The following is an 18,220-nucleotide window of genomic DNA, read 5'->3' as shown; positions in this document are numbered from 1 at the left end:
TTTCCACGTATTGCAGGAATATTGTTTTTTATGTAGAATTATATTAAATAGAAGGATAATGAGAGGGGTTTGATACTATGAATATCACAGTAAGTGGTAAAAATGGTATGGCTGTTACAGATGGACTAAGGGATGCGGTTGTAAAAAAAGTTAGCAAATTAAGCAAGTACTTTACTGAGGATACTGAAGTGAGAACAGTTTTAAGCGTACAAAAAAACCATCATATTGCAGAAATTACAATACCTTTTAAGGGTATTATATTTAGAGCTGAAGAGGTCAGCGATGACATGTATGGTTCAATCGATAGGGTCGTAGACAAAATAGAAAGACAAATTCTTAAACACAAAACAAAGCTTAAAAATAGATTTGGTGCTAATGAGTCAATAAGATTTGAGATTCCACCTGTTTATCAAGAAGCTAAGGAAGAAGAGGAAGAAACTTCCTTTGAAATAGTTAAAACAAAAAGGTTTCCTATAAAACCTATGTCAGCTGAGGAAGCAATTCTTCAGATGAATCTGTTAGGACACAACTTCTTTGTATTTACAAATGCCGATACTGATACCATAAATGTCGTATACAAAAGAAAAGATGGCAAATATGGCCTGATAGAGCCGATAGAATAAAACTACATAAAAAATAAATAAATTGGGAGGGGGCTCTATCCCCATTTTTTTGTCTAAAAAGAAGGAATTTTAAATTTTGTATAGAATATATTTTAAGTGTGTACAAATTTTGATAGGGTGTGAAGATAATGGGTGAAATAACAAAAGATATGGTGACTTCAATGGAAGGATACATAAACAAAATTCAAGGAGTATTATCAAGCAGAGTTGTTGCAGAAAATGGTGAAATAACTGAAATCCATGTATTAGCTGATAGTACAAGGAATGCAAAGCAGATTGCAAGAGATGTGCAATCTGTCATAATGGCACAGTTTGAAATTGATATAAATTACAAGATTATCAGTGTTGCGCAAATTGATACTGGAGAAAAACTTCAAGGAGAACACAGGCTTGTTTTTTCAAGTTATTCCTTTATAAATAATGGTCTTACCAGTGAAGCGAGAGTTATACTCACAAGAGGTGATGAGGTTTTTGAAGGGTATGCTGAAGGACCAAATACTGCAAGTAATAAGTATAAAATAATTGCTAATGCTACGCTAGACTCTATTTCTAAATTGATTCCTAAAAACCATTTATTTCTATTAGAAGATATCGACATATTTAATATAGCCAAAAGCAGAATAATAGTTATAGGGGTTACCCATGTAACAAATAACCAGGAAGAACTCCTAACAGGTTCATGTCTTATAAAAAAAGATGAAGGAGAGGCTGTGGTAAAAGCCACATTAGATGCCGTTAACAGGCGCGTCATGTCGATTACATCCCTTTAGTTTTTAAACACCCAAACCGCTTAAAAACTGTTTTAGCGTAGCGCCGCCTGAAGCCTAAGGGCAGAAGAGCTTTTACAGCAAAGGGGGGTTTCAGGGTGAATAAAGCAACATTTATAAAAGTATTGTTGGTTTTAATGACACTTGCATTAGCAGGAGGAGCAAATTTAATGTGGGGTTAAGCGGTTTGAGGTGTTTTTTAGATTGAAAATAGGAGGTTTATTATGCTTAACAAAAGAGTAAAAATATATATTTCTATAATAATAACAGTGGGACTATTTTTTATTGTATATTCTATGTTAAACGTTCCTACAAATAGAATTATAGATATAATTTTATTTGGCTTTTTTGCTGCTCTAGCCGAATCAATGCCTATATATATAACAAAAGACGTAACTGTGTCGGTAGCTTTTGCAGTTGACTTAATGGCACTTTTAATTTTGGGACCATATGAGGGTGCTTTAATTGCAGGTATAGGAACTGCTTTTCAGATTAGTAAATATGCAGATGGTAGAGTGCGTCATATATTCAATTTCCCTTATTATAAAACTTTGTTTAACATGTCACAAATAGCTTTAAGTGTTGGTGTTGGTGGCTTAATATATGAATATGCTGGAGGTATTCCACGTAATTATATATATCCCTACCACCTTTTATCTGCAATATTAGCAGCAATTGTGTATTACCTTTTAAATACTTCAGTTGTGGCAATACTTTTGTCTTTTTTAACAGATAAATCACTTACATATATTTTTTCAAAAGAAATTAAATGGATGGTCCCTAACTTCCTCTTCCTTGCATTTTTAGGCATAATCATGTCGGAGGCTTTTGTAAGAATAGGCTATGTAAGTCTTATTTTACTCTTTATACCTCTTTTTATGATACGCTACATGTTTAAGCTTTATATGGACTCAAAACAGTCTTATTATGACACAATAAATGTTTTGGTAAAAGCTCTTGATGCAAAAGACAAGTATACAGCTGGTCATTCAAAAAACGTAGAAAAAATTGCAGCTTTGCTTTGTAGAGAATTTGGTTTCAGTGAGTCTCACACTGAAATGGTGAAAATTGCAGCCCTTTTACATGATATAGGAAAGATTGGAGTGAAGGAAGAGGTTTTAAATAAGCCTGGGAAATTAAGTGATGAAGATAAGCATAATAAGAGAACATCCTCAAAAAGGCTATGAAATATTAAAAGAAGTGCCTGCGTTAAAAGAGGTTTCTTTGTGGGTAAAATACCATCATGAATGGTATAATGGAAATGGATATCCCGACGGGATAAAAGGTGAGGAAATACCATTGGAAGCGCAAATACTTTCTTTGGCAGACGTTTTTGATGCATTGGTTTCGGACAGACCTTACAGAAAGGCTTTTTCTCAAGAGGGAGCATATGAAATAATTGTAGGAAATGAGGGTACACAATTTAGCCCTAAAATAATAAAAGCTTTCAAAAAAGCTTTTGAAAAACACAGGGAGGAATTTAAGCATGATATTTGATTCCTTAGGTGTGTCTTTAATTTACGGGACTTTAAAAAAAGGAAAAATCAGCGGTATTGCTGATATTGAAATAAAAAAACCCAGCCTTTTTATAGCGGCATTTGTCTTGGAATTTGGCATGTTAAACCTTTCTAATAAATTTTATGAGGTTATAAAATACCAGTCTTATATACATTTCTTTGTGTATCTTTTACTTTTCATAGGATTGTGGTACAATAGAAATAACAAGTATTTTAGGATAATAAGTGTGGGAGTGTTTTTAAATTTTATTGTAATATTTGCTAATGGAGGAAGAATGCCTGTATCCATTGATGCTTTAAAGGCAGCGGGACTTAATAATCTCATACTACAACTTCAGGCAAATAGAATTGCTACTCACCAAGTTTTGAAAAGTTCTACACGGTTAAAATTTTTAGCGGATGTGTTAGTATTGCCCAAACCTTATCCTCTGCCCAAAGCCTTTAGCATAGGAGATTTTATAATGGCGACGGTACGTTTTTACTTGTTACAAATGCAATGCTTAAAAAGGTGAAAAGTCATGACGGCACAAGATAGAAGAGATAAAATAGTTGAAATTTTAAAAAATGCTAAAGAGCCTATATCTGGCTCTGACCTTGCCAAAAGATTTGGTGTTACAAGGCAGGTTATTGTGCAAGATATAGCTATTTTAAGGGCTAAAGGGATTAAAATATTATCTACCCCTCAAGGCTATATAATAGACACTGTAAAAGAAAACACTGTAAAAAGAGTTTTTGCTGTCAAACACGGATATGACAGGACAGAGGAGGAGCTAAATTTAATTGTTGACAATGGAGGAAAGGTGTTAGATGTAATCGTGGAACATCCTTTCTATGGGGAGATAAAAGGGCTTTTAATGCTTTCTTCAAGGTATGATGTAAGTAAATTCATGGAGTTTGTAAAGGAAGGAAAAGCAACCCTTTTGTCTTCTCTTACGGATGGAGTGCATCTTCACACTGTTGAAGGGGAGAGTGAAGAGGTATTGGACAGAATACAAAAGGCATTAGAGCAAAAAGGTTTTTTAATAGAATGATGATTTATAACCACTTTAAAAATTTTTGGAAAGTGGTTATTTTATTATTGACAGCTGTATATACATCTGTGTATACTATAATTGTAAAAACTAAAGAATGGGGGTTTTAACGTGAAGACAAGAGAGATTACTATTGGAGGGCTTTTAGCAGCATTGGCACTTGTTATACCTTTAGCTTTTGGAGGAGTATTAGGGATAGTTATTCCGCCTTTTTCAGCTACACTGGCATCCCATGTACTGTGATGCTGGCAATGCTTATAAGTCCTGCAACAGCAGTATTTGTAGGTGTTGTATCTGCGATAGGATTTTTAATAAAATTGGGACCTGTAATAGCAGCAAGGGCGGCGGTTCACGCGGTGTTTGGCTATGTCGGAGCTAAAATGATGCAAAGAAGATATTCTTTCCCTGTTGCTTTAGCTGTTACACTTCCAATACACGCTGTTTTAGAAGCTATTGTTGTGATGCCTTTTGGATTTGATTTTTACAAAGCTTTTGTGGTGGTAGGGGTAGGTACTATACTTCACCACACAATAGATTCGGTAATTGCATTAGTGGTATTTTACGCATTAAATCCTATTTTGAAGTTAAAGATAATAGGTACAAAAAATTAACTTTAAAAAGCGTTTCAAAATTGTGGTGTTTTCAGATTGTTGATAAAGTCAGATATTTTTTAAGTAGATATTTTGCATCGTCGCTCCGGAGTTCCAAAGCGACAAAACTAAACTCGACCTTCGGGTTACGGCAGGGTTCCGGGCACATTCGACGTCCTGTCTTAGTGCCCGCCTCCGCCATCCGTGGCTTCGGCCCTGCCTCCACCCTCGGTCTCGTTAAGTTTTGTTAGCGCTTTGTCACAAGTCGCTCCTTATGCAAAATATCTACTTTCAAAAAGTTTGACTACAGTCTATGAGAACGCCTCAATTTTGAGACGTTCTTTTTTGTAAAAATTGTATGAAGAGAGTGTAAAATATTCTTGAAAAAACCTGCTTTTTATTGTCATAAAGACTGCATAGTGATATAATATATAGTTGATTAATAACCTTAGAAGGTGATAAAAATGTTGGGCTTAGTTGAAAAAATATTTGGCAGCTACAGTGAACGCGAAGTTAGAAGACTTGAACCTATTGTTGATAAGGTTTTGTCATATGAAGATCAAATGGCAAGACTTACAGATGCTGAACTTAGGGCGAAAACAGATGAGTTTAAAAATAGATTAAAAAATGGTGAAACTCTTGATGATATACTTCCTGAGGCTTTTGCAGTGGTAAGAGAAGCTGCGTGGAGAACCCTAAAAATGAAGCATTTTAAGGTGCAGGTGATAGGCGGCATTGTCCTTCACCAAGGGCGTATCGCTGAAATGAAAACTGGTGAAGGAAAAACCCTTGTCGCGACATTACCTGCATATCTTAATGCTTTAGAGGGCAAAGGAGTTCACATTGTAACTGTCAATGATTACTTGGCAAAAAGAGACCGCGATTGGATGGGTAAAATATACGAGTTCTTAGGTTTAAGCGTTGGAGTGATACTCCATGATATGGGCCCAGAAGAAAGAAAAAAGGCTTATGCTGCAGATATAACTTATGGGACCAACAATGAATTCGGATTTGACTATCTAAGAGACAACATGGTCATATATAAAGAAGACATGGTGCAACGAGGGCTCAATTATGCTATAGTGGACGAGGTAGACAGCATATTGATAGATGAAGCGAGGACTCCTCTTATCATATCAGGCGTAGGAGAAAAATCAACTGACATGTATAAATTAGCTGACAGGTTTGTAAGAACCCTTAAAAAAGATGAGGACTACGTGGTTGATGAAAAGGCGAAAACTGTAAGTTTGACTGAAAAAGGCGTTGTAAAAGCGGAAAAATTTTTTGGCATAAAAAATCTCGCAGATATTGAAAACATGGAAATTTCTCATCACATTAATCAGGCTTTAAAAGCTCATGCAATAATGAAAAAGGATATAGATTATGTAGTAAAAGACGGTCAAGTATTATAGTGGATGAATTTACTGGCAGGCTCATGTTTGGAAGAAGATACAGCGAAGGTCTTCATCAGGCTATTGAGGCAAAAGAAGGTGTCAAAGTAGAGAGGGAAAGCAAGACTTTAGCTACCATTACTTTCCAGAATTACTTTAGAATGTATAAAAAGTTAGCCGGCATGACGGGTACAGCTCAAACTGAAGAACAAGAATTTAGAGCAATTTATGGTTTAGATGTCGTTGTAATACCCACTAACAAGCCAATGATAAGGATAGATCATCCTGATGTGATATACAAAACTGAAGAGGCTAAGTTTAGAGCTGTTGTTGAGGATATTGTGGAGCATCACAAGAAAGGGCAACCTGTTTTAGTCGGCACGATTTCTATTGAAAAATCAGAAAAATTAAGTGCAATGTTAAAAAAGCGCGGCATACCTCATCAAGTGTTAAATGCAAAGTATCACGAAAAAGAGGCGGAAATAATAGCGCAGGCGGGGAGAAAAGGAGCGGTTACAATTGCAACAAACATGGCAGGTCGTGGTACTGATATACTGTTGGGAGGAAATCCTGAATTTATAGCAAAGAAAAAGATGCTTGAGGAGGGGTACTCAAAAGAAATTATTAATGAAGCTGCGGGATATGGACCTATTTCAGGCGAGGAAGTTAAAAAAGCCCGAGAAAGATATTTTGAGCTTCTGGAAGAGGCCAAGAAAGAGACTGAAAGAGAACACGATGAGGTTGTAAAGCTAGGGGGGCTTTACATTATAGGGACTGAAAGGCATGAAGCTAGGAGAATTGACAACCAGTTAAGAGGACGTGCAGGACGTCAAGGAGATCCGGGAGAAACGAGATTTTATATATCCTTAGAAGACGACCTTATGAGACTTTTTGGTTCAGAAAGGGTAAAAAACATGATGGACACCCTGGGCATAGACGATGACCAGCCTATAGAGCATAAGATTTTGACAAAACAAATTGAGCAGGCTCAGAAAAAAGTAGAGGGTATAAATTTTGACACTAGAAAACATGTCTTACAGTATGACGATGTAATGAACAAACAAAGAGAGATAATATACGCCCAAAGGAGAAAGGTACTTGAGGGTGAAAACTTAAAAGAATCAATTTTTGACATGATAAGAAGTATAATAGAGAGAAATGTTGAGGTATACACTGCAGGAAGTAAATATCCTGAAGAATGGGATATAAAAGGATTGCTAGACTATCTTTATGACATGTTCCTTGAAAAAGACAGCGTAGTTATTGATGTCGATATAGACAGACTTGACAAAGAAGTTTTAACTAACATAATATATGAAGAAGCTGTAAAACAATACGAGAAAAAAGAAGCTGAAATTGGTCCAGAGCAAATGAGGGAACTTGAACGGATAGTTCTTTTAAGAGTGGTAGATACTAAGTGGATGGACATATAGATGAAATGGATCAATTGCGTCAGGGAATAGGCTTGAGAGCTTATGGACAGGTAGACCCTCTTATTGAATACAAAAAAATAGCTTTTGACATGTTTGAAGACTTGGTACAAAGCATACAAGAAGAGACTGTGAAATTTTTATATCACATTCAAATAGATAAAAACAATATGATTCAAAGAGAGCAAGTAGCAAAACCTGTTTTTACGAATGCAGGTATCCAAGAAAAAAAGCAACCTGTTGTTAAAGGCAAAAAAATTGGCAGAAATGACCCCTGTCCTTGTGGCAGTGGGAAAAAATATAAATATTGCTGTGGCGCTAATCTAAAATATTAAAAGGAGAGATGCAGTTTGTTACAGGATTATAAGGCTGAAGTTTCAAAAATGTTTGAAGAAATAAAAGAAATGGGGGTTTCTCTTTGACATAGAAGGTGTCAAAAGAGAGATAGAGGAAATAGATAAGGAAATGGCTGACCCAGATTTTTGGAATGATATTAAAAAATCTCAAGAATTAGCTAAGAGACAAAAAGAATTAAAAGAGTTGCTAGAAGAGTATAATTCACTTGTGAGAAAATGGGAAGATTTGACTACTCTCATTGAATTGGGACTGGAAGAAAGAGATGAATCGATAACTGAGGAAGTAGACAAAGAGTACAAAGAGCTGAAGAAAAAGCTTGAAGATTTAAAAATAAAAACTCTTCTCAATGGTCCCTATGACAAAAATAATGCTATACTCTCTATTCACGCAGGTTCAGGCGGTACAGAGGCTCAAGATTGGGCTGAAATGTTACTTCGCATGTATACGAGATGGGCTAATGACAAAGGCTTTGATGTGGAAACTTTGGATTATTTGCAAGGAGAAGAGGCAGGCATCAAAAGTGTCACTTTAATGATAAAAGGACCTTTTGCCTATGGGTATCTTAAATCAGAGGCTGGTGTTCACCGCCTTGTGAGGATATCTCCTTTTGATGCGGCGGGTAGAAGGCATACTTCCTTTGCACTAGTGGAAGTACTTCCTGAATTAGAAGATGATATTGAAGTTGAAATAAGGCCTGAGGACTTAAGGATTGACACATATAGAGCTTCGGGTGCAGGAGGACAGTATGTAAACAAAACAGAGTCTGCCGTAAGAATTACTCATCTTCCTACAGGGATAGTGGTTTCTTGCCAAAATGAGAGGTCACAGATTCAAAACAGAGAGACAGCAATGAAAATGCTTAAAGCAAAACTTTTGGACCTTATGATGAAAGAGAAGAAGGAAAAAATCGAAGATTTAAAAGGAGAGCACAAAGAAGCGGCATGGGGTAATCAAATAAGGTCGTATGTTTTTCAACCCTATACCCTTGTTAAGGACCACAGAACAAATTTTGAGGTGGGAAACGTTCAGGCAGTGATGGATGGAGAGATAGACGATTTCATAAATGCTTATCTCAAACAGAAATCACAAGGGATATCTTAAAAAGGTATCCCTTTAAATTTAAGCTATGTATTTTACGAGAAAGGAGTAAGTCATGGATAGAATAAAAGAGGCATTAAAAAGAGAATTTGGTTTGAAAGATTTTCAGGTGGAAAACACTATAAAACTTATTGATGAAGGGAATACAATTCCTTTTATTGCAAGGTACAGAAAAGAAGCGACAGGAAGTTTGTCAGATGAGGTGTTGAGAAATTTTTATGAGCGCCTCACATATTTGAGAAACCTTGAAGAGAAAAAACAGGATACAATAAGGCTTATTGATGAGCAGGGAAAATTGACAGAGGAGATAAAAGAAAAGATAGAGAATGCTACAACTTTACAAGAGGTAGAGGACATATACAGACCTTTTAGGCCAAAAAGAAGGACAAGGGCGACCATTGCTAAAGAAAAAGGCTTGGAGCCTCTTGCAAAGATTATTTCTTCAAATGAAGTAATGAATGGGGATGTAAAGGAATACGCAAAGCCTTATCTTAATGAAAATGTTCTAACAGTTGAAGAAGCATACCAAGGAGCAATGGATATAATTGCAGAGGATATATCTGATGACGCTGAGATAAGAAAATACATAAGGAATTTTACATGGAATAACGGAATTATAGTGACACAAGCGCTGAAAAAAGAAAAATCTCCCTATGAAATGTATTATGACTATAAAGAAGCTGTAAAGACAATACCGCCTCATAGGATTCTTGCGATAAACAGGGCAGAAAGGGAAAAATACATATCTGTAAAAATTGAGGTAGATAGTGAAAGGATAATAAATAGGCTTATAGAATCAAAAGTAAATAAAGCTTCAATATTTGCAGAGTATTATAAAAGGGCAATTGAAGATTCCTACAAAAGGCTTATTGCACCTTCAATAGAGAGAGAAATAAGGAATGCTCTCACAGAAAAAGCAGAAGAAAAAGCGATAATAGTCTTTAAAGAAAATCTAAAAAGCCTTTTACTTCAGCCCCCAATAAAAGGACATGTTGTTATGGGGTTTGACCCGGCGTATAGAACAGGGTGTAAGATTGCCATTGTGGATGAAACAGGAAAGCTTTTAGATACTGCAACAATCTATCCTACCCCTCCTCAAAATGATATTGATAATTCTAAAAAAGTGCTCAAAGAGCTAATAGAAAAATACAATGTCACTTTAATCGCTTTGGGGAATGGAACTGCCTCAAGAGAAAGCGAAATGTTTATAGCGGACCTTATAAAGGAGCTTTCAAGAGAGGTAAAGTATGTGATAGTGAATGAAGCAGGTGCATCGGTTTATTCTGCTTCTCCAATAGGTACAGAAGAATTTCCTGACATAAACGTAAGTTTAAGAGGTGCTATATCACTAGCAAGGAGGCTTCAAGATCCCTTAGCAGAGCTTGTAAAAATCGATCCAAAGTCTATCGGGGTAGGACAGTATCAACACGATGTAGACCAGAAAAAGCTGGGAGAAGCTTTAAACGGTGTTGTAGAAGATTGTGTAAACAGCGTAGGAGTTGATTTAAACACTGCGTCAGTATCTCTTTTAAAATACGTTTCAGGGATAAATACTGCTATTGCCAAGAATATTGTAGAATATAGAAATCAAATAGGGAAATTTACAAGTAGGGAACAGCTTAAAAATGTAAAGAGATTAGGAGAAGCCACTTTTACACAATGTGCCGGTTTTTTGAGGATTTTGGAGGGAGACAATATTTTTGATTCAACAGCAGTTCATCCAGAGCGTTACGAAACTTTGGAAAAACTTTTGAAAAAATTTGGATATAAAAAAGAAACATTAGATAGAAAAAGGTTAAAAGACTTTGCTAATTCTTTAGAAGAATACGGGTTAGAGAGGATTTCAGAGGAATACGATATAGGACTTCCTACACTTTACGACATAGTTTCAGAGCTTAAAAAACCTGGAAGAGACCCAAGAGAAGACTTACCCAAGCCCATTTTAAGGTCTGATGTAATGACTATAAATGAGCTGAAACCAGGGATGGAGCTAATGGGAACAGTTAGGAATGTTACTGATTTTGGCTGTTTTGTAGATATAGGGGTTCATACTGATGGCCTTGTCCACATTTCTGAGATGTCTCAAAGCTACATAAAACATCCTCTTGATGTAGTTGCAGTGGGTGACATTGTAAAAGTGAAAGTTTTAAGTGTTGACCTTGAGAGAAATCGAATTTCTCTTTCAATGAAATAAAAATTTTTTAAGTGTACCCCCTAAAAATTCATTTTTTCTTCCGAATTATGTAGTGAAAATAAAATAAATCAACAAAGGAGGAAGAGTATATGAAAAAAATACTAGCTTTTGTATTGACGGGGTTGTTAATTTTTTCCTCTGTTTTAACAGTTTATGCAAAACCTGATAAGGTAAAACATCAAGTCAATGTAAAAGCCCAAACTACACTAAAGGCAAAGGGAAACACTAAAAATAAGGTAGAAGTTCAAACGCAGACACAATTAGAAGCTAGCGTGAAAGCTAAGGAATTTAAAGGCAAGGTATCTGTCAATAAAAAAGAGATAAAGTTTGATATACCTCCAGTGATAAAAGAAGGAAGAACCTTAATCTGTGCGGGCTATAATGAATGGTTTTGGAGCAAAAGTGGACTGGGACGAAGAAACCAAGACAGTTACTATTACCAAAGGCGATATAACAATTCAACTTGTTTTAGGTGAATCAAAAGTTTTGATAAATGGTAAAGAAGATACTTTAGAGGTTCCAGCGATGGAAATAAGCAATAGAACCTTTGTACCCCTTAGGTTCATATTAGAGATTTTTGGAGCAAAAGTAAATTATAATGAAGAAACAGGAGATATAGAAATTGAAGAAGAGGAAGATATAGAAATTGAAGAAGGAGATCAAACGGAGATAGAAAATAATGAAGAAAGTACAGTATCTCAAGATGTGTATGCAAATACAGATGAGACAGTTTCAAACAGTGTATATGGTACCAATGAAGAAGTAGAGGAAAATGATTAAAAATACATAGGCAATTAGATATTTAGAAGCCGGCAGTAAAATGCCGGTTTTTTGCATAGATAGTGCTTTTATTGACATAAATTTGGATGAATCCTATAATAAAATTACAAACATAGGACCGTAATTTTTGAATAAAATGGGGGGAGAAAAATGCCAAAAGCCAAATGGGTTGGAGGTAATAAAGATAAAGTCGGATTTATCTTTGGTATTTTTGGCCCGGGCTCTCAAAATGTTGTTAAAAGGTCTATTAGAAAAATTATTATATATGGCATAGGGACAGGGCTTATGTTAGGAGCAGGGAAAAAGTATGGAAAACGCGTGTTACCTTTTGTATGTGGGAAGGGAAGGGAATATTTGAATTATGCTGGTAAGGCTGTTTCGCAACTTTACGATTATTTTGTAAAAATAAAAAAGAGAAATGGATAAAAAATTGAGGTGTAAATGAATGAAAATGCACAAGACTTATGTAATAAATTTATTTTTAATAGTCATTTTTGCTATTACCCTAGTGGTTATTATGACGACTTTTGGAAGGGATTTTGTTTTGTTAATTGACAACCCTTATGAATTTAGGCAGTGGATACACAGCTTTGATAAGTTTAGTGTTATTGTATTTATAGGAGTTCAAATACTTCAAGTAGTTATATTTGCCATACCGGGAGAAATAGTGCAAATTGCAGGAGGATACATTTTTGGGACTTTATTGGGTACTTTTTATTCTGTCATAGGTATTACCATAGGTTCTCTTATTTGCTTTTTAATAGCGAGAGGTTTAGGTTATAAATTTGTGAAAAGTATTGTTTCAGAGGAAAATTTAAAAAAATTTGATTATATTATAAATAACCCCAAAGGAGAGACAGTTCTTTTTTTGTTATTTTTTATTCCGGGAATACCAAAAGATGCCCTTTCCTATATTGCAGGAATTACACCGGTTAAATTTTACAATTTTTTTATCATTACTCTTTTTGCGAGACTGCCAGGCATATTTTTTTCAACTTATATAGGTGCGAATTTGGGAAGCAAAAATTATTTTATGGCGGCATTAGTAGCTGCTATTGCAGTAATATTGTTTTTAATAGGGCTTTATAAGAAAGATTTCATAATGGAAAAGTTAAACAAACTTTAAAAAAGATAATATTTTGACATGTCTGGACAGAAAAGTTTAGTGGAATTATTTTACAAAGGGTAGTGATTTCATGAAATTGTGTCTTTATGCTATAATGTTTAATATATAACGAACTCAGGGGGGAATTATATGTATTTATTAAAAGGTGGAAAAGTCTTGACTATGGCAGGAAAAATCTATGAAAAAGGAGATGTACTCATTGATAATGGAAAAATTGCTGATGTTGGAGAAAATTTAATTGCTCCTTTAGATGCAGAAGTTATTAATGTACAAGGTTTAACAGTTATGCCGGGTTTGATTGATGCTCATTGTCATCTTGGAATGTGGGAAAATGCTGTGGGGTTTGAAGGAGCAGATGGGAATGAAGCGACAGACCCTGTAACTCCACAGCTTAGAGCGATTGATGGAATAAATCCAATGGATAAATACTTTGAGGAGGCTTATCAAGCAGGGGTTACGACAGTTGCGACAGGTCCTGGCAGTGCCAATGTTATAGGAGGACAATTTGCAGTTATAAAAACTTATGGTAAAAGAATAGATGATATGATAGTAAAAGAACCGGCAGCTGTAAAAGTTGCTTTTGGAGAAAATCCTAAATCTGTTTATCATGAACAGCATAAAATGCCTTCAACTAGAATGGCAGTTGCGGCTCTTTTAAGGCAAGAGCTTATAAAAGCCCAAGAATATATGGAAAAAATGGAACAGGCAGAAGAAGACAAAAAGCCTGAAAGGGACTTAGGCCTTGAAGCATTGGTAAAAGTGTTAAAGAGAGAAATTCCTATAAAAGCTCATGCTCATAGAGCAGATGATATTTTTACTGCTTTAAGAATTGCAAAAGAATTTAATGTAGATATAACTATTGACCATTGTACTGATGGCCATTTAATTGTTGATGAATTGGTGAAAGAAAATGTTAAGGTTATTGTGGGGCCTTCATTGTCTGAAAGGTCAAAGATTGAGCTTGTAAATTTAAGTTTTAAGACAGCAGGAATTCTTTCAAAAGCGGGACTTACAGTTGCAATAATGACGGACCATCCTGTAATACCTATTAATTACTTACCTCTATGTGCTGCTTTAGCTGTAAAAGAAGGCATGGATGAAATGGAGGCTTTAAAAGCCATTACTATAAATCCTGCGAAAATTTTAGGAGTTGATGATAGAGTAGGAAGTATTGAAAAGGGAAAAGATGCTGATATTGTAGTCTTTGATGGAAATCCGTTGGAAGTAAAGACAAGGACGAAATATGTATTTATTAATGGGAAATTAGTGCATAAAGTTTAAGTTGTCATGAGGCTGTTTATTTAGAGGAGTCTAAATAAATAGCCTCATAAATTTTGTAATTTAAAAAATTTTATGCATTCTGAAATTATATGATTTATTTTTATTTATTCCTTGAGGGGCAAATACAGTAAACATAGCTAGAGTAATGAAACGCCATAGTTGCAGATGGACAATAGAAGGTGGAGACAGGATGAGTCAAGTACTGGAAGTTTTGCTACCGATTTTGGAAGGGAGATTTGCAGGAAGGCCCTGGATAACATATGTTTTAAAAGAGATAACGGAGCCAAGGGTCTAGCACAAAAAATTTACCTAAGAAAACTTGACACGGACCAAATTTCAAAAGGGATATTGACTTGGAGCTAACTTTAGCATGTATACTCTGGTTGTGAAAGTGATATTTTATTCTGAGGAGGTACGAAACATGGAACGCTTGTGGACAAGGTCTTTTATTCTCATGATCCTGGGAACATTTTTTCTGTTTACCGCATTTTATATGCTGTATCCAACTCTACCACTGTTTATAAAACACATAGGCGGTAATGAAACCCATGTAGGCCTCTCAATGGGTATCTTTATGTTGTCTGCTGTTATTTTCCGACCAGTTATCGGGGGACTTCTGGATAGGTTTGGTAGGCGATCATTTATTATACTGGGGCTATTTCTCTTCACTTTGGCAATGTATATGTATAATTGGGTGAACGGAATTACTGCTTTGATATGGCTTAGAATGTTGCATGGAGTAAGTTGGGCTATTTCTACAACTGCTATTGGTACAGTAATTGCAGACATAGTTCCCAAAGCTCGCTATGGGAGGGTATGGGATGGTATGGTACAGCTATGACCCTGGCTATGGCTATTAGTCCAATGTTGGGTGTCTGGATTGTACAGGACCTCTCATATTATACTTTGTTTCTATTTGCTGTAGCTTTTTCTATCACAGCATTACTATTATCGTTTGGTGTGAAAATGCCTTTCCAACCACAATCGGATGCAAAGAAAATCGAATTATTTGAGAAATCTGTCTTGTCTGTTGCGGTATCGGTCTTACTTCTGTTTATCTCCTATGCCAGTATTACCACTTTTGTTCCACTGTTCGCTGACTTTCTTAAGGTCAATTCTGGTTTATTTTTTCTGGTTTATTCCGCAACACTTTTCTTAAGCCGTCCCATTGGAGGAAAACTTTCAGACCAGTATGGTGAGATGTTTGTGGTCGTACCTGCTCTTTTGATTTCTATTTTGGCTTTGATTGTTCTGAGCGTCTCGACTGGATTGTTCGGTATGCTTGTTTCAGCGACTCTGTACGGTATTGGTTTTGGTTCTGCACAACCAGTTCTTCAAGCGACGATATTACGTCTCGTTCCTCCAGATCGTCGGGGAGTAGCCAGTGCCTCCTTTTCAACTGCTACTGATCTTGGCATTGGATTAGGTTCAATTATATTTGGTTGGGTTGCAAAATACGCAAGCTACCAGATATTATTCACAATTAGTGCTGTTTCGGTTATATTTTCCTTGTTAGTGTTTGTTTTTTTTGTGAAACATTTGTTGAAAAGCAAAGGGCTTCGCTAAACAGCTCTTCTCCTTATTCAATAGAGGAGGTATTTTCCTGAGAAGATTTGGCCATTATATCTTTTGTAAGATAGTTAGAGAGACTGTTATTGCGTAATGGGATATGTGCAGTTGGTCTCAAATTTATCCTCGTTGCTTGAGATGTGCAGTAATGCAAGTTATTATGTAAACCATGAATAGTGCTACTATTTAAAAACTCTTGACTTGGAGTTAACTCCAAGTGTTATATAATATCGAACAGCGGAGGTGAAACCGCATGACAATTGCAGAAGTAAGCAAAAAATTTGGCCTTTCACCAGATACACTCCGCTACTATGAGCGTATCGGGCTGATCCCCAGGCTACATCGTAACGAAAGGGATTTATAGGATTACAAGAAGTGAAAAGGGTACAATTAAAGTGAAAACAGAAGACTTTATTATAAACCTTTTGACTAAAAGGATAAGATAATATAAAATTAATAAAGTGAAATTGCTAAAAGGAGGATGACTATGGCATTTAATTTAAAGGGCAGGAGCCTATTAACTTTAAAAGATTATACCCCTCAGGAAATAAGATTTATTTTAGACATTGCTAAACAAGTAAAAGCAGAGAGAAAAGCAGGGGTTGTGCATCAAAGATTTTTAGGTAAGACTATTGCTCTCATTTTTGAAAAGAGGTCCACAAGAACGAGATGCGCTTTTGAAACTGCCTTTGGTGAAGAAGGAGGACATCCAGTATTTTTATCAACAGATGACATTCAGTTGGGAGCCAAAGAATCTATAGAGGATACTGCCAGAGTTTTAGGAAGGATGTTTGATGCAATAGAGTTCAGAGGCTTCAAACAAGAAACCGTGGAAATTTTAGCAAAATATGCAGGTGTTCCTGTGTACAATGGCTTAACTGACGAATATCATCCAACTCAAGTTTTGGCTGACCTTATGACAATAGAAGAAGAGTTTGGAAGCTTAACAGGGAGAAAGCTTGTATTTGTAGGGGACGGAAGGAATAACATGGCTAATACTTTAGCGGTAGGCTGCGCTAAGATGGGGATGCATTATGTGATTAATTCTCCAAAAGAATTGTGGCCTTCACAAGAATTTATAGATGAAATCAGGCAAATGGCAGCTGAAAATGGAGGAACTTTTGAACTTACGAGTGTGCCAGGAGAGGGTCTTGAAGGAGCAGATGCAATTTACACTGATGTGTGGGCTTCGATGGGAGAAGAAGCAAAAGCTGAGGAAAGAGAAGCTTTATTGAGACCTTTTCAAGTTAATGAGGAAATGATGAAAAAGACAGGAAGAGAAGATACCATATTTTTGCATTGCTTACCTGCAGTTAAAGGGCAAGAAGTTACTTTTGATGTTATAGAAGGTAAACAATCAAGAGTATGGGACCAAGCAGAAAATAGAAAACATACAATTAAAGCTGTGATGATTGCTACTCTGCTTTAATATTACTTTACAAGGGAGGACGTTATGAAAGACAAAATTGTTGTTGCTTTAGGAGGGAACGCCCTGCAGGACGTAAATACGCCTCCTACTGCAGAGGCGCAAATGGAAGTAGTAAAGAGGACAGCGGGGTATTTGGCGGACATAATTGAAAAAGGTTATTCTGTTGTGATTACCCATGGCAATGGTCCGCAAGTGGGGAATATAGTCATACAAAATGAAACTGCATCAAAGATTGTTCCTGCAATGCCTTTTGACGTGTGTGGAGCAGAGAGCCAAGGCATGATAGGATATATGGTTCAACAAGCTTTAAGAGAAGTTTTGAAAGAGAGAAATATCAAAAAAGAAGTAGCAACTATTATAACACAAGTTGTGGTGGATAAAAATGACCCTGCTTTTAAAAAACCTACAAAGCCAATAGGACCTTTTTATACAAAAGAGGAAGCTGAAGTTTTAATAAAAGAAAAAGGGTATGAAATGGTAGAAGACAGTGGGAGAGGATATAGAAGAGTTGTTCCTTCTCCTGACCCCAAAGAAATAGTAGAACTTAATACAATAAAGTTACTTGAAAAAAATGGGGTGATAGTAATAACGGTTGGGGGAGGAGGAATTCCTGTAATTAGGGAAAATGGTAATTTAAGAGGGGTGGCTGCCGTAATAGACAAAGATTTAGCTTCTGAAAAGTTGGCAGAAGATATTGATGCAGATGTTTTGCTAATTCTTACAGCCGTTGAAAAGGTAGCAATAAATTACAACAAGCCAAATCAAAAATTTCTTGACAAAATGACAGTGGAAGAAGCAATAAAATACATGGAAGAAGGCCATTTTGCGCCTGGCAGTATGTTTCCTAAAGTTAAAGCAGCAGTAAGATTTGCAAAGTCAAAAGTAGGAAGGCGAGCAATAATTACTTCTTTAGATAAAGCTTTAGAAGCCTCGAAGGGAAAGCGGGAACAGTTATTACTTTATAAATCAAGTTAAAAATTTTTACTGTCTCATGTACTTTCTTAATCCTTGGCACGTACAAATTTTTTACTAAAACT

11 protein-coding genes and 6 pseudogenes are annotated in these 18,220 nt (G+C 35.9%); all 17 read left to right on the top strand.

All coding sequences use genetic code 11. The features are described 5' to 3' along the window. Positions 1 to 77: 77 nt before the first annotated feature. The 17 genes and pseudogenes from hpf (at position 78) to arcC (ending at position 18,158) form a co-directional block, all read left to right on the top strand. A complete protein-coding gene (gene hpf / locus JCM7501_RS01920) occupies positions 78 to 623 on the top strand; it encodes a ribosome hibernation-promoting factor, HPF/YfiA family (RefSeq protein ID WP_013149912.1) in 546 nt (181 codons plus the stop codon). A gap of 128 nt (positions 624 to 751) precedes the next feature. Beyond that, positions 752 to 1,393: a hypothetical protein gene (locus JCM7501_RS01915; RefSeq protein WP_012994638.1), complete on the top strand. Its 642-nt coding sequence runs from the start codon at positions 752 to 754 to the stop codon at positions 1,391 to 1,393. 221 nt (positions 1,394 to 1,614) lie between these two features. Further along, positions 1,615 to 2,887: pseudogene (locus tag JCM7501_RS01910) on the top strand (HD-GYP domain-containing protein). Continuing rightward, positions 2,877 to 3,442: pseudogene (locus JCM7501_RS01905) on the top strand (DUF5317 domain-containing protein). The pseudogenes JCM7501_RS01910 and JCM7501_RS01905 overlap by 11 nt, the downstream one beginning before the upstream one ends. Then, entirely contained in the window at positions 3,426 to 3,938 is a 513-nt protein-coding gene (locus tag JCM7501_RS01900; RefSeq protein WP_012994641.1) for a transcription repressor NadR, read from the top strand. Before JCM7501_RS01905 ends, JCM7501_RS01900 begins: the two are co-directional and overlap by 17 nt. Before the next feature lie 111 nt (positions 3,939 to 4,049). Beyond that, positions 4,050 to 4,549, top strand: a pseudogene (locus JCM7501_RS01895) (ECF transporter S component). A gap of 443 nt (positions 4,550 to 4,992) precedes the next feature. Then, positions 4,993 to 7,684 (top strand): annotated as a pseudogene (secA, locus tag JCM7501_RS01890) (preprotein translocase subunit SecA). Between the two features lie 15 nt (positions 7,685 to 7,699). Beyond that, positions 7,700 to 8,807, top strand: a protein-coding gene (gene prfB, locus JCM7501_RS01885) for a peptide chain release factor 2 (protein WP_245599047.1) whose coding sequence is annotated in 2 segments (ribosomal slippage) — positions 7,700 to 7,768 and positions 7,770 to 8,807 — 1,107 coding nt in all. Because the reading frame shifts where the segments join, the coding sequence is not laid out codon by codon here. Positions 8,808 to 8,859: 52 nt separating this feature from the next. Then, a complete protein-coding gene (locus JCM7501_RS01880) occupies positions 8,860 to 10,998 on the top strand; it encodes a Tex family protein (protein ID WP_028991796.1) in 2,139 nt (712 codons plus the stop codon). Between the two features lie 89 nt (positions 10,999 to 11,087). Beyond that, positions 11,088 to 11,778: pseudogene (locus JCM7501_RS15710) on the top strand (copper amine oxidase N-terminal domain-containing protein). A 150-nt stretch (positions 11,779 to 11,928) separates the two neighbouring features. Then, the gene (locus JCM7501_RS01870; RefSeq protein WP_028991794.1) at positions 11,929 to 12,204 is read left to right on the top strand and encodes a hypothetical protein; all 276 of its coding nucleotides are present in this window, start codon (positions 11,929 to 11,931) and stop codon (positions 12,202 to 12,204) included. Between the two features lie 19 nt (positions 12,205 to 12,223). Next, positions 12,224 to 12,904: a TVP38/TMEM64 family protein gene (locus JCM7501_RS01865; protein WP_028991793.1), complete on the top strand. Its 681-nt coding sequence runs from the start codon at positions 12,224 to 12,226 to the stop codon at positions 12,902 to 12,904. A gap of 129 nt (positions 12,905 to 13,033) precedes the next feature. Beyond that, a complete protein-coding gene (locus JCM7501_RS01860; protein WP_013149921.1) occupies positions 13,034 to 14,185 on the top strand; it encodes an amidohydrolase in 1,152 nt (383 codons plus the stop codon). Between the two features lie 481 nt (positions 14,186 to 14,666). Then, a pseudogene (locus tag JCM7501_RS01855) lies at positions 14,667 to 15,751 on the top strand (MFS transporter); the annotation flags it as partial. 256 nt (positions 15,752 to 16,007) lie between these two features. Next, complete coding sequence (locus JCM7501_RS12495) at positions 16,008 to 16,118, top strand: MerR family DNA-binding transcriptional regulator (protein WP_083761124.1); 111 nt, start codon at positions 16,008 to 16,010, stop codon at positions 16,116 to 16,118. 123 nt (positions 16,119 to 16,241) lie between these two features. Further along, positions 16,242 to 17,183, top strand: coding sequence for an ornithine carbamoyltransferase (gene argF / locus JCM7501_RS01850; protein WP_028991791.1), 942 nt, complete (start codon positions 16,242 to 16,244; stop codon positions 17,181 to 17,183). 24 nt (positions 17,184 to 17,207) lie between these two features. After that, positions 17,208 to 18,158: a carbamate kinase gene (arcC, locus tag JCM7501_RS01845; protein ID WP_054644772.1), complete on the top strand. Its 951-nt coding sequence runs from the start codon at positions 17,208 to 17,210 to the stop codon at positions 18,156 to 18,158. Positions 18,159 to 18,220 lie beyond the last annotated feature (62 nt).

The organism is Thermoanaerobacter thermocopriae JCM 7501 (assembly GCF_001310975.1).
GTDB classification, from domain to species: Bacteria; Bacillota; Thermoanaerobacteria; order Thermoanaerobacterales; family Thermoanaerobacteraceae; genus Thermoanaerobacter; species Thermoanaerobacter thermocopriae.
This window is presented reverse-complemented; position numbering and strand designations above follow the sequence as displayed.

Coding starts and splice junctions, on each gene's coding strand:
- arcC (WP_054644772.1), top strand. CDS start 17,208: ATGAAAGACAAAATTGTTGTTGCTTTAGGAGGGAACGCCCTGCAGGAC.
- JCM7501_RS01860 (WP_013149921.1), top strand. CDS start 13,034: ATGTATTTATTAAAAGGTGGAAAAGTCTTGACTATGGCAGGAAAAATC.
- argF (WP_028991791.1), top strand. CDS start 16,242: ATGGCATTTAATTTAAAGGGCAGGAGCCTATTAACTTTAAAAGATTAT.
- JCM7501_RS01900 (WP_012994641.1), top strand. CDS start 3,426: ATGACGGCACAAGATAGAAGAGATAAAATAGTTGAAATTTTAAAAAAT.
- JCM7501_RS12495 (WP_083761124.1), top strand. CDS start 16,008: ATGACAATTGCAGAAGTAAGCAAAAAATTTGGCCTTTCACCAGATACA.
- JCM7501_RS01915 (WP_012994638.1), top strand. CDS start 752: ATGGGTGAAATAACAAAAGATATGGTGACTTCAATGGAAGGATACATA.
- JCM7501_RS01865 (WP_028991793.1), top strand. CDS start 12,224: ATGAAAATGCACAAGACTTATGTAATAAATTTATTTTTAATAGTCATT.
- hpf (WP_013149912.1), top strand. CDS start 78: ATGAATATCACAGTAAGTGGTAAAAATGGTATGGCTGTTACAGATGGA.
- JCM7501_RS01870 (WP_028991794.1), top strand. CDS start 11,929: ATGCCAAAAGCCAAATGGGTTGGAGGTAATAAAGATAAAGTCGGATTT.
- JCM7501_RS01880 (WP_028991796.1), top strand. CDS start 8,860: ATGGATAGAATAAAAGAGGCATTAAAAAGAGAATTTGGTTTGAAAGAT.